15 protein-coding genes are annotated in these 13,089 nt (G+C 61.4%); 8 read left to right on the forward strand and 7 right to left on the reverse strand.

Annotation, left to right across the window (positions count from 1 at the left end; translation table 11 throughout):
- Nucleotides 1-4 precede the first annotated feature (4 nt).
- From ACEN9T_RS18340 to ACEN9T_RS18375, 8 genes are all read left to right on the forward strand, one after another.
- Nucleotides 5-1,000 carry a glycosyltransferase gene (locus ACEN9T_RS18340; protein ID WP_413706711.1) on the forward strand — a complete coding sequence of 332 codons (996 nt, stop codon included), beginning with the start codon at nucleotides 5-7 and terminating at the stop codon, nucleotides 998-1,000.
- Nucleotides 997-1,938, forward strand: a complete 942-nt coding sequence (locus tag ACEN9T_RS18345) for a formyltransferase (RefSeq protein WP_092971383.1) — start codon at nucleotides 997-999, stop codon at nucleotides 1,936-1,938. Before ACEN9T_RS18340 ends, ACEN9T_RS18345 begins: the two co-directional genes overlap by 4 nt.
- Nucleotides 1,939-1,954: 16 nt before the next feature.
- Nucleotides 1,955-3,013, forward strand: a complete 1,059-nt coding sequence (locus ACEN9T_RS18350; protein WP_413706712.1) for a bifunctional UDP-4-keto-pentose/UDP-xylose synthase — start codon at nucleotides 1,955-1,957, stop codon at nucleotides 3,011-3,013.
- Nucleotides 3,014-3,036: 23 nt separating this feature from the next.
- Nucleotides 3,037-3,930, forward strand: a complete 894-nt coding sequence (locus ACEN9T_RS18355; RefSeq protein WP_092971385.1) for a 4-deoxy-4-formamido-L-arabinose-phosphoundecaprenol deformylase — start codon at nucleotides 3,037-3,039, stop codon at nucleotides 3,928-3,930.
- A gap of 98 nt (nucleotides 3,931-4,028) precedes the next feature.
- Entirely contained in the window at nucleotides 4,029-4,493 is a 465-nt protein-coding gene (locus ACEN9T_RS18360) for a peroxiredoxin (RefSeq protein ID WP_413706713.1), read from the forward strand.
- 468 nt (nucleotides 4,494-4,961) lie between these two features.
- A complete protein-coding gene (locus ACEN9T_RS18365; protein WP_092971387.1) occupies nucleotides 4,962-6,689 on the forward strand; it encodes a PhoH family protein in 1,728 nt (575 codons plus the stop codon).
- Nucleotides 6,690-6,807: 118 nt separating this feature from the next.
- Entirely contained in the window at nucleotides 6,808-7,233 is a 426-nt protein-coding gene (locus tag ACEN9T_RS18370) for a hypothetical protein (protein ID WP_092971870.1), read from the forward strand.
- A 141-nt stretch (nucleotides 7,234-7,374) separates the two neighbouring features.
- Complete coding sequence (locus ACEN9T_RS18375; protein WP_413706714.1) at nucleotides 7,375-8,124, forward strand: C40 family peptidase; 750 nt, start codon at nucleotides 7,375-7,377, stop codon at nucleotides 8,122-8,124.
- Nucleotides 8,125-8,205: 81 nt separating this feature from the next.
- Here ACEN9T_RS18375 and ACEN9T_RS18380 read toward each other — a convergent pair whose 3' ends face one another.
- The 7 genes from ACEN9T_RS18380 to rpsF all read right to left on the reverse strand — a co-directional run bounded on the left by ACEN9T_RS18380 (nucleotide 8,206) and on the right by rpsF (nucleotide 13,042).
- Nucleotides 8,206-9,216 carry an inorganic phosphate transporter gene (locus ACEN9T_RS18380; RefSeq protein WP_092971389.1) on the reverse strand — a complete coding sequence of 337 codons (1,011 nt, stop codon included), beginning with the start codon at nucleotides 9,214-9,216 and terminating at the stop codon, nucleotides 8,206-8,208.
- A 15-nt stretch (nucleotides 9,217-9,231) separates the two neighbouring features.
- A complete protein-coding gene (locus tag ACEN9T_RS18385; protein WP_092971390.1) occupies nucleotides 9,232-9,858 on the reverse strand; it encodes a DUF47 domain-containing protein in 627 nt (208 codons plus the stop codon).
- A 149-nt stretch (nucleotides 9,859-10,007) separates the two neighbouring features.
- Complete coding sequence (locus ACEN9T_RS18390) at nucleotides 10,008-11,396, reverse strand: replicative DNA helicase (protein WP_027677550.1); 1,389 nt, start codon at nucleotides 11,394-11,396, stop codon at nucleotides 10,008-10,010.
- Nucleotides 11,397-11,537: 141 nt separating this feature from the next.
- Nucleotides 11,538-11,990 carry a 50S ribosomal protein L9 gene (gene rplI, locus ACEN9T_RS18395; RefSeq protein ID WP_252692676.1) on the reverse strand — a complete coding sequence of 151 codons (453 nt, stop codon included), beginning with the start codon at nucleotides 11,988-11,990 and terminating at the stop codon, nucleotides 11,538-11,540.
- Nucleotides 11,991-12,014: 24 nt separating this feature from the next.
- On the reverse strand, nucleotides 12,015-12,293 hold the full coding sequence (gene rpsR, locus ACEN9T_RS18400; protein ID WP_037022304.1) for a 30S ribosomal protein S18: 279 nt from the start codon (nucleotides 12,291-12,293) through the stop codon (nucleotides 12,015-12,017).
- A 12-nt stretch (nucleotides 12,294-12,305) separates the two neighbouring features.
- Complete coding sequence (gene priB / locus ACEN9T_RS18405; protein WP_024975888.1) at nucleotides 12,306-12,632, reverse strand: primosomal replication protein N; 327 nt, start codon at nucleotides 12,630-12,632, stop codon at nucleotides 12,306-12,308.
- A gap of 41 nt (nucleotides 12,633-12,673) precedes the next feature.
- A complete protein-coding gene (gene rpsF, locus ACEN9T_RS18410) occupies nucleotides 12,674-13,042 on the reverse strand; it encodes a 30S ribosomal protein S6 (RefSeq protein ID WP_027677553.1) in 369 nt (122 codons plus the stop codon).
- Between the last annotated feature and the right edge of the window lie 47 nt (nucleotides 13,043-13,089).

A 13,089-nucleotide genomic window follows, 5' to 3' on the forward strand; every position in this document is an offset into this window, starting at 1 on the left:
AATAATGAAGACACCCGCTCTCTCGGTCGTCATTCCTGTTTACAACGAAGAAGACGGGCTCGCCGCGCTGTTTGCGCGTCTGTATCCCGCGCTCGACGCGCTCGGCATTTCGTATGAAGTCGTGTTCGTCAACGACGGTAGCCGCGACCGCTCCGCCGCCATGCTGGCCGAGCAGTTCCGGGCGCGCCCGGACAGCACGCGCGTCGTGCTGTTCAACGGCAACTATGGCCAGCACATGGCCATCCTGGCCGGCTTTGAACATGCGCGCGGCGAACGCGTCGTCACGCTCGATGCCGACCTGCAGAATCCGCCGGAAGAAATTGGCCGCCTGGTGGAGAAGCTCGACGAAGGCTACGACTACGTCGGCACCATCCGTCGCGTGCGCCAGGACAGCTGGTTCCGCCGCACCGCATCGCGTGCGATGAACTCGCTGCGCGAGCGCATCACGCACATCAAGATGACGGACCAGGGCTGCATGCTGCGCGCATACAACCGGACCATCGTCGACACGATCAACCGCTGCCGCGAAGTCAACACCTTCATTCCGGCACTGGCCTACACCTTCAGCAAGAACCCGACCGAAATCGAAGTCGACCACGAAGAACGCTTTGCCGGCGAGTCTAAGTACTCGCTGTACAAGCTCGTGCGATTGAATTTCGACTTGGTGACGGGCTTTTCCGTGGTGCCGCTGCAGTGGTTCTCGGCGATCGGGATGCTGTTGTCGTTTGCTTCTGCCGTGCTGTTCATCCTGCTGGTGGTGCGACGCTTCGTCCTGGGCGCGGAAGTCCAGGGCGTGTTCACGCTGTTCGCCATCACGTTCTTCCTGATGGGCGTGCTGCTGTTTGGCATTGGCTTGCTGGGCGAATACATCGGCCGCATCTATCAACAGGTGCGCGAACGCCCGCGCTATCTGGTGCAGGGTGTGCTGGAAGAGACGCCGCATCTGCATGAAGCCGGTGCTGCCGATCTGAAGACGGGCTCGCAGCGGGGGGTTGCATGAGTTCCGAACTCAAGCGGCGCGCCGTCGTTTTCGCGTATCACAACGTCGGCGTACGCTGCCTGCGCGTGCTGGCTGCGCGAGGCATTCAGGTCGAACTCGTTGTCACGCACGAGGACAACGCTACCGAGAACATCTGGTTCGGGAGCGTACGCGCCACCGCACAGGAATTGGGTATCCCATACATCACGCCGGATAACGCAAACGGTGAAGACCTGCACGCGCGGATCGCCGCCATTGCGCCGGACTTCATCTTTTCGTTCTACTACCGGCACATGATCCCGATGCGCCTGTTGAGCCTTGCCAAATTCGGCGCGTTCAACATGCACGGTTCGCTGTTGCCCAAGTACCGCGGGCGTGTGCCCATCAACTGGGCAGTGCTGCACGGCGAGACCGAAACCGGCGCCACCCTGCACGAAATGGTCGAAAAGCCGGATGCCGGTTACATCGTCGACCAGACCATTGTGCCGATCCTGCCGGACGACACCTCGCACGAAGTGTTCGAAAAGGCCACCGTGGCGGCCGAGCAAACGTTGTGGCGCGCGCTTCCCGCGATGATTGCCGGGCACATTCCGCAGCACCCGAACGTGCTCGCCAACGGCAGCTATTTCGGCGGCCGCAAGCCCGAAGACGGCCGGATCGACTGGTCCAAACCGGCCCAGCAGGTCTATAACCTGATTCGTGCCGTGGCACCGCCCTACCCGGGTGCCTTTACGGACGCCGGCAGCCAGCGCTACGTTGTCGCGCGTGCCCGTCTGGCGCATCAAACCTTTACGAATTTGCCGCTGGGCTTGCACGTCGTGGATAATGCGATGTTCGGCGTGTGCGGCGATGGGGGAGCCATCGCCATCCACGAGCTCTGGCGCGTCGAGCCCCAAGCTGCCAGCGGAACGTCTGTCGTGACCGCGCAGCAGCTCACCAGCCAGCTCGCCCTCTCCTGATCTTGAGTTTGCCTTCATGAAAAAAGTACTGATCCTCGGCGTCAACGGCTTCATCGGCCACCACCTGTCCAAGCGCATCCTGGAGACCACCGATTGGGAGGTCTATGGCATGGACATGCAGACCGAGCGTCTGGGCGACCTGATCAACCACCCGCGCATGCACTTCTTTGAGGGTGACATCACCATCAACAAGGAGTGGGTCGAGTATCACGTGAAGAAGTGCGACGTGATCCTGCCGCTGGTGGCCATCGCCACTCCGTCGACCTACGTCAAAGACCCGTTGCGCGTGTTCGAGCTGGACTTTGAAGCCAACCTGCCGATCGTTCGCTCGGCGGCCAAGTACGGCAAGCATCTGGTCTTCCCGTCGACCTCCGAGGTCTACGGCATGTGCGGCGATTCGGAATTCGATCCGGAAGCCTCGCCGCTGATCTACGGCCCGATCAACAAGCCGCGCTGGATCTACGCATGCTCGAAGCAGTTGATGGACCGCGTGATCTGGGGTTACGGCATGGAAGGGCTGAACTTCACGCTGTTCCGTCCGTTCAACTGGATCGGCCCGGGCCTGGACTCGATCTACACCCCGAAGGAAGGTTCGTCGCGCGTTGTGACGCAGTTCCTCGGCCACATCGTGCGCGGCGAGAACATCAAGCTCGTCGACGGCGGCAGCCAGAAGCGCGCCTTCACGTATATCGATGACGGCATCGACGCACTGGTGCGCATTATTGCCAACAAGGACGGCGTGGCCTCGGGCAAGATCTACAACATCGGCAACCCGTCGAACAACTACTCGGTGCGCGAGCTGGCCAACATGATGTTGGAACAAGCCGCCAACATCGACGAGTACAAGGACACCGCCAAGCAGGTCCAACTGGTGGAAACGACCTCCGGTGCCTACTACGGCACCGGCTACCAGGACGTGCAGAACCGCGTGCCGAAGATCGCCAACACCATGGAAGACCTCGGCTGGAAGCCGACCACCGTGATGAAGGACGCATTGGCGAACATCTTCGAAGCGTATCGCACGCACGTGGCTGAAGCCCGCAGCCTGGTCGAAGACGGCAACGGCAACAAGTAAAAGCAACACCCTCGCGCAGGTTCATGGCTCTCATCGTCCTCAAGATCGACGTCGACACCCTGCGCGGCACCCGCGAAGGCGTGCCCAACCTCGCGCGCATGCTGCGCGAGCACGAGGCAGGTGCGACCTTCCTCTTCAGTCTCGGCCCGGATCACACCGGCTGGGCGCTGCGCCGGGCCTTCCGCCCCGGCTTCCTGAAAAAGGTTTCCCGCACGTCGGTTGTCGAGCATTACGGCCTTCGTACGCTGATGTACGGCGTGCTGCTGCCCGGCCCCGACATCGGCCGTAAAGCCGCTACCGAAATGCGCGCCATTGCGGAGGCAGGCTTCGAAACCGGCATCCACACCTGGGACCACGTGCTCTGGCAAGACAATGTCCGCCAACGCGATGCCGGCTGGACCGCGCGCCAGATGACCGCCGCCCACGCGCGTTTCATCCAGGTGTTCGGCAAGCCACCCGTGACGCACGGCGCCGCCGGCTGGCAGATGAACGACCACGCGTTCCGCCAGATCGACAACTGGGGCATGGCGTACGCCTCAGACGGCCGGGGTACGCATCCGTATATCCCAAGCGTTGACGGAAAAGCGCTGAACCACGTGCAATTGCCGACCACGCTGCCCACACTGGACGAACTGATCGGCGTGGAAGACATCACGCTCGACAACGTCGCCCGGCACATCCTGAAGATGACCGAGTCCGACCGCGATCAGGTATTCACCTTGCATGCAGAACTTGAAGGGCAGAAACTCGCCCCGATCTTCCGCGAGTTGCTGCGAGGCTGGCGCGCGCAAGGCCATCGGCTAGGATCGATGGGCGATTACTACGCGACGCTCGATCGCAGTAGCCTGCCCGTGCAGCCCGTCACGTGGGGCGAAGTTGCCGGCCGCAGCGGCAGCCTGATCGTTCAGCCGGCCTGATCTTTCCGATCTCCGGTTTGGCGGCGGGCGCGGTATCTCAGATTTGCCCGTCTACGAGCTCCCCGTCTCTCTCTCCTCGCGGTTTTCCGGAACACACCATGCCCGTCACGATCGACCAGCCTCTTCCCGATTTCTCCGCACCGGCCACCAACGGCATCACGTTCTCGCCGGCATCGCAGCGCGGCAAGATCGTCGTGCTGTATTTCTATCCGAAGGACAACACGCCCGGCTGCACCACCGAGGCGATGAACTTCCGCGACCAATACGACGCCTTTGAGGCCGCCGGCGCCGTGGTGTTCGGCATCTCGCGCGACAGCCTGAAATCGCACGAAAACTTCAAGGCGAAACTGGAGATGCCGTTCGAGCTGATTTCCGACGCCGACGAAGCCGTCTGCAACATCTTTGACACCATCAAGATGAAGAAGATGTACGGCAAAGACGTGCGCGGCATCGAGCGCAGCACATTCCTGATCGACACCAAGGGCGTGTTGCGCAAGGAATGGCGGGCCGTGAAAGTGCCCAACCATGTGGATGACGTGCTGGCCGCGGTGCGCGCGCTGTAACTGCACATAGGGCCAAGCTGTCTGAAAAGCGCCCTCCAGGCACCCTTGGGGGTTTGCCTTTTCGTCAATTTCGCATCGTCCTTCGTGTCCAGTTTGCGCCGCACCACACGTCACATGTGACCGATTGCAAATCACAAAAGCTTCCGATACAGTCGGAACCGATGAGTACGAAACCCGGATGCCATTCCGATAGCCCACGACGGTACCGGCGGCCAAGTTGGCCTGATACCGCTTCTGCGTTTTTCCCGGCAAGCAGGCCGGGCAGAACGTCCGAATCGTGCAGCTTGTCGTGGCGTTCACCTAGGCCGCCCCACCTCTCGCAGGTCATGGCGGCTTTTTTGTGGCCGTCGTCCGCACATCAGACGCCGCGACGTGCCCATCCGTTTTCCCGCGTTTTCCGCCAGCACCGCCTCGCCATATGCGCGGACGGTGTTTCGTCGTTGTTCCAGCCAGAGAGGTAATCGAAGCATGCCGCTGCCGACCATGCCCACCCAGCCAGCCCAATTGCTTGACCCGGCTGAATTCAAGCCTTTCGGCAAAGCCGGAAAGCCGAAGGCGGGTCAGGAACCTCGAAAACCGGTGCCAGCGCTCGAGCGCGAGGCGCTGTCAGAAACCGGCCGTGCGCAACCCAAACGCAATGCAGCCAGCACGGCCCGCGCCCGCTCGGGCGAAGCGTCCCCCATGGCGAAAGAGACTTCACGTGAACACGCCGGCATCCTCGCCAAGGCCGTCGACAAGGTAAGCGCGACCGGCAAATCGACCGAAACCGCTGCCCGCCGGCGCGACCGCCGCGATGAAGGCCCCGCCAAGCTGTTCGTGCTTGACACCAACGTCCTGATGCACGATCCGACATCGCTCTTCCGTTTTGAAGAGCACGACGTCTATCTGCCGATGATGACGTTGGAAGAGCTGGACAACCACAAGAAGGGCATGAGCGAAGTTGCGCGCAATGCCCGCACGGTCAGCCGCACGCTCGACCAGCTCGTGGCTGGCACCGATGGTGTCATGGACGACGGCCTTCCTCTGGCCAAGCTCGGCAACCGCGATGCGCAGGGACGCCTGTTCTTCCAGACGCGTCTGAACGACATCAAGCTGCCCGATGGCCTGCCGCAGGGCAAAGCGGACAACCAGATCCTTGGTGTGGTGGCCGCATTGCAACAGCAACGTCCGGACCGATCAGTCGTGCTGGTGTCCAAAGACATCAACATGCGGATCAAGGCACGCGCCCTCGGCCTGCCAGCGGAGGACTACTTCAACGATCGCGTGCTGGAAGACACCGACCTGCTCTACAGCGGCATCATGGCGCTGCCGACAGACTTCTGGCAGAAGCACGGCAAGAACATCGAGAGCTGGCAGGACCCGAAGACGGGCACGACGTTCTACCGCTTGTCCGGGCCGCTGGTGCCGTCGTTCCTGGTCAACCAGTTTGTTTTCCTGGAGCCGAATGACGGCAGCCTGCCGCTGTATGCACAGGTCAAGGAGCTGAACGGCAAAACCGCCGTGCTGCAAACGCTCAAAGACTACACGCACCAGAAAAACAACGTCTGGGGCGTGACCGCGCGCAACCGCGAGCAGAACTTCGCGTTGAACCTGCTGATGCATCCGGAAGTCGACTTCGTTTCGCTGCTGGGCCAAGCCGGCACGGGCAAGACGCTGCTGGCACTCGCGGCAGGCCTCGAGCAAGTGCTGGATCAGAAACTCTACAACGAGATCATCATCACGCGCGCCACGGTGCCCGTGGGTGAAGACATCGGCTTCCTGCCCGGCACGGAAGAAGAAAAAATGCAGCCGTGGATGGGTGCCTTCGACGACAACCTCGAAGTCCTGCAAAAGTCCGACGACAACGCCGGCGAATGGGGCCGCGCTGCCACGCAGGAGCTGATCCGCTCGCGCATCAAGGTCAAGAGCATGAACTTCATGCGCGGCCGCACCTTCGTCAACAAGTTCCTGATCATCGACGAGGCGCAAAACCTGACACCCAAGCAGATGAAGACGCTCGTCACGCGCGCAGGCCCCGGCACCAAGATCGTCTGCCTGGGGAACATCGCGCAGATCGACACGCCGTATCTGACGGAAGGTTCGTCGGGCCTGACTTATGTAGTGGATCGCTTCAAGGGATGGAGCCACAGCGGGCATATCACGTTGGCGCGCGGCGAGCGCTCGCGACTCGCGGATCACGCCTCTGACGTGCTGTAAAAATCACGCGACAACAAATTTGTCTGCCGCAAATCGTTGTGCCATCAGGCCACGCAATCGCGTGGCCTTTTTTTTGCTGCAGATCGGGCACCTCTCTTTTTCCCGATGGAGGCCAATGATGCCCATGCAGCAAAACCTGCAGACCCGATCGCGTTTGACCCTGACGTCGGCCGCGCTGGCGATGATGCTGTCCGCCGGCGCCTCCATTGCGCTCGCCGACGACCTCACGCCAAAGACCGCCGGCCAGATCAGCTACGTCTGCGGCGGCGTTGCACAGGACGAGCAGCAGGCGCTGAACAGCGAGGCGCGCAACTACAACCTGTCTCTGCTGTTCACGCAAGGCGCACGCGGCGAGTATCTCGCCGACGTCGACGTACAGCTCACGCGACACGGCAAGGAGGTGGCAAGCTTTCGCGCCGATGGCCCACGCTGCCTGATCAAGGCCCCGCCGGCCAGCTATAACGTCATCGCCACGTACCAGGGCGCCACCAAGCGCGCAACGGTGCAGACCGGCAGCACGCGCAGCGTCCAGCTACGCTGGTAAAACTGCCCGCAAAACGCGACGCCATCGGGGCAAAATCCGCAGACCCGCACCCCGCTTGGCGTTGCGCCTCGCCAACACGCTGTTTGGCTTTCTGACGCGGCGCGCATAGCATGCTCGCTATCCAGACTCTCCTGATGGCGCATGCTGACGCGGTACAGCTCTTCCTTTGGCAATACCCGAGTAGCAGGCACCGCTCTGCTTGCGCTGGTCTGCCTGCTGTCCGCCTGCTCGTCAACGCCTACCCGCTCCACCGCCTCGCGCGACGCGGGCCTGCGCACACGCGGCGCCCCGATCCACGACCCCAGCGCCGGTCTGGAAGAAATCTCCATTGAGGCGATGGCGCTGGTCGGCACCCCCTACCGCTACGGCGGCAATACACCCGACAGCGGCTTCGATTGCAGTGGGCTCGTGCGCTACGTCGTGCAGCGCGCTGCTTCTGTGAATCTGCCACGGACCGCCGCCGAAATGGGCCGCCGCGGCACGTTATTGGATCGCCGCGACGTCGCGTCGGGCGACCTCGTCTTCTTCAACACGACCGGCCAGCCGAACTCGCACGTCGGCATCTATGTGGGCCAGAACCGGTTTGTCCATGCACCAGCCACGGGTGGCACCGTGCGCCTGGAAGACATGACCAAGTCTTACTGGGCAAGCCGCTACATGGGCGCGCGCCGCGTCGTGACCGTAAGCAACCTGCCGGATGCACCAGCACCGATCGTCGCACCGATGGTTCCGGCACCCGTCAGCCCCCCCCGTCCGATCGATGATGATCTCCTGGGTACCCTCGCCCGCGCACGCGATGCTCAAACCGACAACCTGATGTCGACGCGCGGGCCCGCCGCTGCGACGGCTCCTGCGGACGATGACCCCATCGCGCGCTTCGCAACGCAATAACTAACGCGGCGCTCACCCAATGCAAAACGCCCACCGATTTGGTGGGCGTTTCGTTTTTTTCGATGTCGACCTGCGGTCGGCTTACAGCACGTGTCGGCCGATCCACCAGGCAATTGCCGCCATGAACGCGGATGCGGGAATCGTCAAAACCCATGCCCAGACGATGTTGCCGGCCACACCCCAGCGCACAGCGGAAGCCTTCTGCGCAGATCCCACGCCGACGATGGCGCCGGTGATGGTATGCGTCGTCGACACTGGCACACCCAACGCCGATGCCAAGAACAGCGTCATGGCGCCACCGGTTTCAGCGCAGAAACCGCCGACCGGTTTGAGCTTGGTGATCTTCTGACCCATCGTCCGCACGATCCGCCAGCCGCCCAGCAGCGTACCGAGACCGATCGCCACATAGCAGCACACGATGACCCAGATCGGCGGTTCAGTTGCAGTGGCCGATGCGTAGCCGCCCGCAATCAGCAGCATCCAGATGATGCCGATGGTCTTCTGGGCATCGTTGCCGCCATGGCCCAAGCTGTACAGCGAGGCCGAGAGCAACTGCAAGCGCCGGAACCATCGGTCCACCTTGGATGGCGGCGTTCGGAAGAACAGCCAGGACACCGCCACCATCAGCAGCGAGCCGAGGATAAAACCCAGCAACGGCGAAATCAGGATGAACGCCACCGTCTTGAGCAAGCCACCGGCCACCAGCGAGCCCGTGCCCGACTTGGCCACAGCCGCGCCCACCAGACCACCGATCAGCGCGTGCGACGAGCTGGACGGAATGCCGTAGTACCACGTGATGATGTTCCACGCGATAGCGCCGACCAACGCCCCAAAGATGACGTAATGATCAACGATGGACGGATCAATTGTGTCGCGCCCCACCGTGGTTGCCACCTTGAGGTGGAAGATGAAAATGGCGATCACGTTGCAGGCTGCGGCCATCGCCACCGCCTGCTGCGGCTTGAGCACGCCGGTCGACACCACCGTCGCAATGGAGTTAGCCGCGTCGTGGAAGCCATTCATGAAGTCGAACACGATGGCCAGCGCCACCAGCAGAACGACCACCCAGAGACTGATCTGAAGCGTATGCATGAGGGCGTCGTCTCGTCAGGCGTTTTCGAGCACGATGCCTTCGATGATGTTGGCAACATCCTCGCAACGGTCTGTGACGCTCTCCAGTTGCTCGTAAATCGCCTTCAGCTTGATCAGCAGCTTGATGTCGTTTTCGGTGCGGAACAGCTTGGCCATGGCGGCACGCATCACGCGATCGGCCTCTGACTCCAGACGGTCGATTTCCTGGGCGATGGTGAGGATCTGACGGCCGTTGTTCATGTCACTGAGCAGCGCCACGGCCTTGCGGACTTCCTCGCAGCAAGCCACGCAGATCATGGCGAGCTGGCGCGATTCGTCCGTCAGGTTGGTCACGTCATACAACGAGATGGTGAGCGACACGTCTTCCATCAGGTCGAGGATGTCGTCCATCGTCGTGATCAGCTTGTGGATCTCGTCGCGGTCGAGCGGCGTGATGAAGGTCTTGTGCAGCAACTCGATCGTGTCATGCGTGATGCGATCGGCCTTCTTTTCAAAGTTCTGCACATTGCGTGCATGCATTTCGGCATTGGGCAAGTCATTGACCAGCTCCTTGAGTGCATGGGCCGCCTTGACGGCGCACTCGGCGTGCTGGTTGAAGTACTCAAAAAACTTGCCTTCGGTGGGCATGAAGCGACCGAACATGATGATCCTTGGGAACGGAAAAAAGCAGGAGTCGTAAAAACAACGCCGGACGGGATCACCGCCGGCGCTGTCATTAAAACGCAATATTTTACCGGAACCGGCCTCGCGAAATACGTGGCACGTTGTGGCGGGCCGACACGAATTACAGGTTACGTATCGTTGTCAAAGAACGCATTGCCCCCGGTGAAGTTATCGAACTTCGTGTATTCCCCCAGGAACGTGAGACGAACGGTACCAATCGGGCCGTTACGCTGCTTACCGATGATGATTTCGGCGGTCCCCTTGTCTGGAGAATCGGGGTTGTAGACCTGGTCCCGATAGATGAACAAGATCACGTCGGCATCCTGTTCGATAGCGCCGGATTCACGCAAATCCGACATCACTGGGCGCTTGTTCGGGCGCTGTTCCAGGCTTCGGTTCAACTGCGACAGCGCGATCACCGGGCAGTTGAGCTCCTTCGCCAGACCTTTCAGCGAACGCGAGATTTCCGAAATTTCGGTCGCACGGTTCTCGCCACCACCCGAGCCGGACATCAGTTGCAGGTAATCGATGACGATCAGGCCGAGCTGCCCGCACTGCCGTGCAAGCCGCCGCGAGCGCGCACGCAATTCCATCGGGTTCAACGCGGGCGTCTCGTCAATGAAGAGCTGCGCGTCGTTCATCTTCTGGATGGCATGCGTCAGGCGCGGCCAATCCTCGTCGAGCAAGCGGCCGGTACGCAGCCGGTGCTGATCCAATCGCCCGACCGAACCCAGCATACGCATGGCGAGCTGCGTGCCCGCCATTTCCATCGAGAACACGGCCACCGGCAGGCCTTGCTCCACCGCAACGTGTTCGCCGATGTTCAGCGAGAACGCCGTCTTACCCATCGATGGGCGACCGGCCACGATGATCAGATCGCCGCCTTGCATACCGCTGGTCATGCGGTCGAGGTCGACGAAGCCCGTCGGCACGCCGGTAATGTCGCTCTGGTTATCGCGGTGGTACAGCTCGTCAATGCGCTCGACCACTTGCGTCAGCAGCGGCTGGATTTCCAGGAAGCCCTTCTGCCCGCGCGAACCTTCTTCGGCAATCGCGAACACCTTGGATTCGGCCTCGTCCAGCAGCTGGCGTACGTCGCGGCCCTGCGGGTTGAAGGCTCCGGCGGAAATCTCGTCTGCGATCGTCACAAGTTGGCGCAGCACGCCGCGGTCACGGACGATTTCCGCATAGCGACGGATGTTGGCAGCACTCGGCGTGTTCTGCGCCAGCGCATTCAGGTAGGCCAGGCCGCCCACCTCTTCCGCCTTGCCAGCGGCCTGCAACTGCTCGTACACCGTGATCACGTCAGCCGGCTTGGCCTGCGAGATCAGCTTGCCGATGTTGTGGAAGATCAGCCGGTGGTCGTAGCGGTAGAAATCGTGCTCATTGATGAAATCGGCAATGCGATCCCAAGCGGCGTTATCCAGCAACAACCCGCCAAGCACCGACTGTTCGGCCTCGATGGAATGCGGGGGCACCTTGAGGGAATCGAGCTGGGGATCGGAGGGCGCGTTCATGGCGGGATTATAGCGGCGCTGCTCGGTCTTCAATCTGGACCCCTGATACAAAGGACAACAAAAAAGGCAGAGACTTTCGTCCCTGCCTTCTTGACTCGCGTCGATCGGTGACCCGGGCGCCGCGAGGTGCTGCGCGCGTGCTTAGGCGGCGTCGCCCAGCACCGACACGTTCACGTCAACTGCCACGTCGGTGTGCAGCGAGACGACGACCGGGTGGTCGCCCACGGTCTTCAGCGGACCGTTCGGCAGACGCACTTGCGCCTTCTCAACCTTGAAGCCTTGCGCAACCAGTGCGTCAGCGATGTCGTGGTTCGTGACGGAGCCGAACAGACGGCCATCCACACCAGCCTTTTGCGACAGTTGCAGCGTCAGACCGTTCAGCTTCTCGCCTTCGGCTTGCGCGGCAGCCAGCTTTTCAGCGGCCAGCTTTTCCAACTCAGCGCGGCGGGCTTCGAATTCCTTGATGGCGGAATCCGTAGCGCGGCGGGCTTGCTTGTTCGGGATCAGGAAGTTACGTGCGTAACCATCCTTCACACGCACCACGTCGCCCAGGTTACCCAGGTTGACGACCTTCTCGAGCAGAATAATTTGCATTGTGAGTTCTCCTTATCCCGCTGATTAGTGCTTGTGCTGATCGGTGTACGGCATCAGCGCGAGGAAACGTGCGCGCTTGATGGCCGTGTCCAGCTGGCGCTGATAGATCGCGCGCGTGCCGGTCAGGCGGGCCGGGGTGATCTTGCCGTTCTCGCCGATGAAGTCCTTGAGCGTGTCCAGATCCTTGTAGTCGATCTGTTCAACGCCGGCCACCGTGAAGCGGCAGAACTTCTTGCGCTTGAACAACGGGTTTTGCTGCTGGAAGCGCTTCTTGTTCTTCGCGTCGCGCTGCTTCTTGTTCATGAATGCCATGATTCAATCCTTTACGAATACGTTACATCCGGAGATGTGAAAGACCAGTGCCTTACTGCTGCGGTGCTTGCGAGCCAGGAATCCTACGCAATCCAGGACAGTGCCCGGAGCGATGCGATCCAGAACGGAAGCCATCTTGCCGGCTGCCAGCGCTTCCATCGAAAACTCGATCTGCCGCACTGTTTGCGCTTCGACCGCCTGCCCGCTGTATGCCAGAAGACAATTGACGATCGGTACGCCGGCTGGGGTGTATCGCATCACCTCGCGCTCGACCAGAGTAGCGACGAGCTGCAGGCGATTGATAGCGTTATCCCCGTGGGTTTCGTTCATGCTGGTGATGCGCGGTCAGGCTTGCGCAGCACCGCGCGGCATCAGGCGGCCTGTTCGGTCTGAGCGGCGGCCTTCTTGGCCTCTTCGCGTGCGACTTCCTTCATCATCGGCGACGGCGCCGTTTCAGCCTTCTTGGTCTGAACGATGAGGTGACGCAGCACGGCATCGTTGAACTTGAACGCATGCTCGAGCTCAGCCAGGGTCTCCTTGCCGCACTCGATATTCAGGCACACGTAGTGAGCCTTTGCGAGCTTCTGGATCATGTAGGCCAGTTGACGACGGCCCCAGTCCTCGACGCGGTGCACTTGGCCGCCTTGCGTGGTGACCGTGCTCTTGTAGCGCTCGATCATCGCGGGCACTTGCTCGCTCTGGTCCGGATGGACGATGAATACGATTTCGTAATGACGCATTGACGCTCCTTGTGGATTAAGCCGCCCGGGCGTCACACTCCGGTGCA

The sequence above is a fragment of the Ralstonia sp. Ralssp110 genome (assembly GCF_047325135.1).
Lineage (GTDB): Bacteria > Pseudomonadota > Gammaproteobacteria > Burkholderiales > Burkholderiaceae > Ralstonia > Ralstonia mojiangensis.

What these genes read in the sequence shown, in the direction of transcription:
- ACEN9T_RS18340 (WP_413706711.1), top strand. Translation starts at nt 5, where the DNA reads ATGAAGACACCCGCTCTCTCGGTCGTCATTCCTGTTTACAACGAAGAA.
- ACEN9T_RS18345 (WP_092971383.1), top strand. Translation starts at nt 997, where the DNA reads ATGAGTTCCGAACTCAAGCGGCGCGCCGTCGTTTTCGCGTATCACAAC.
- ACEN9T_RS18350 (WP_413706712.1), top strand. Translation starts at nt 1,955, where the DNA reads ATGAAAAAAGTACTGATCCTCGGCGTCAACGGCTTCATCGGCCACCAC.
- ACEN9T_RS18355 (WP_092971385.1), top strand. Translation starts at nt 3,037, where the DNA reads ATGGCTCTCATCGTCCTCAAGATCGACGTCGACACCCTGCGCGGCACC.
- ACEN9T_RS18360 (WP_413706713.1), top strand. Translation starts at nt 4,029, where the DNA reads ATGCCCGTCACGATCGACCAGCCTCTTCCCGATTTCTCCGCACCGGCC.
- ACEN9T_RS18365 (WP_092971387.1), top strand. Translation starts at nt 4,962, where the DNA reads ATGCCGCTGCCGACCATGCCCACCCAGCCAGCCCAATTGCTTGACCCG.
- ACEN9T_RS18370 (WP_092971870.1), top strand. Translation starts at nt 6,808, where the DNA reads ATGCCCATGCAGCAAAACCTGCAGACCCGATCGCGTTTGACCCTGACG.
- ACEN9T_RS18375 (WP_413706714.1), top strand. Translation starts at nt 7,375, where the DNA reads ATGCTGACGCGGTACAGCTCTTCCTTTGGCAATACCCGAGTAGCAGGC.
- ACEN9T_RS18380 (WP_092971389.1), bottom strand. Translation starts at nt 9,216, where the DNA reads ATGCATACGCTTCAGATCAGTCTCTGGGTGGTCGTTCTGCTGGTGGCG.
- ACEN9T_RS18385 (WP_092971390.1), bottom strand. Translation starts at nt 9,858, where the DNA reads ATGTTCGGTCGCTTCATGCCCACCGAAGGCAAGTTTTTTGAGTACTTC.
- ACEN9T_RS18390 (WP_027677550.1), bottom strand. Translation starts at nt 11,396, where the DNA reads ATGAACGCGCCCTCCGATCCCCAGCTCGATTCCCTCAAGGTGCCCCCG.
- rplI (WP_252692676.1), bottom strand. Translation starts at nt 11,990, where the DNA reads ATGCAAATTATTCTGCTCGAGAAGGTCGTCAACCTGGGTAACCTGGGC.
- rpsR (WP_037022304.1), bottom strand. Translation starts at nt 12,293, where the DNA reads ATGAACAAGAAGCAGCGCGACGCGAAGAACAAGAAGCGCTTCCAGCAG.
- priB (WP_024975888.1), bottom strand. Translation starts at nt 12,632, where the DNA reads ATGAACGAAACCCACGGGGATAACGCTATCAATCGCCTGCAGCTCGTC.
- rpsF (WP_027677553.1), bottom strand. Translation starts at nt 13,042, where the DNA reads ATGCGTCATTACGAAATCGTATTCATCGTCCATCCGGACCAGAGCGAG.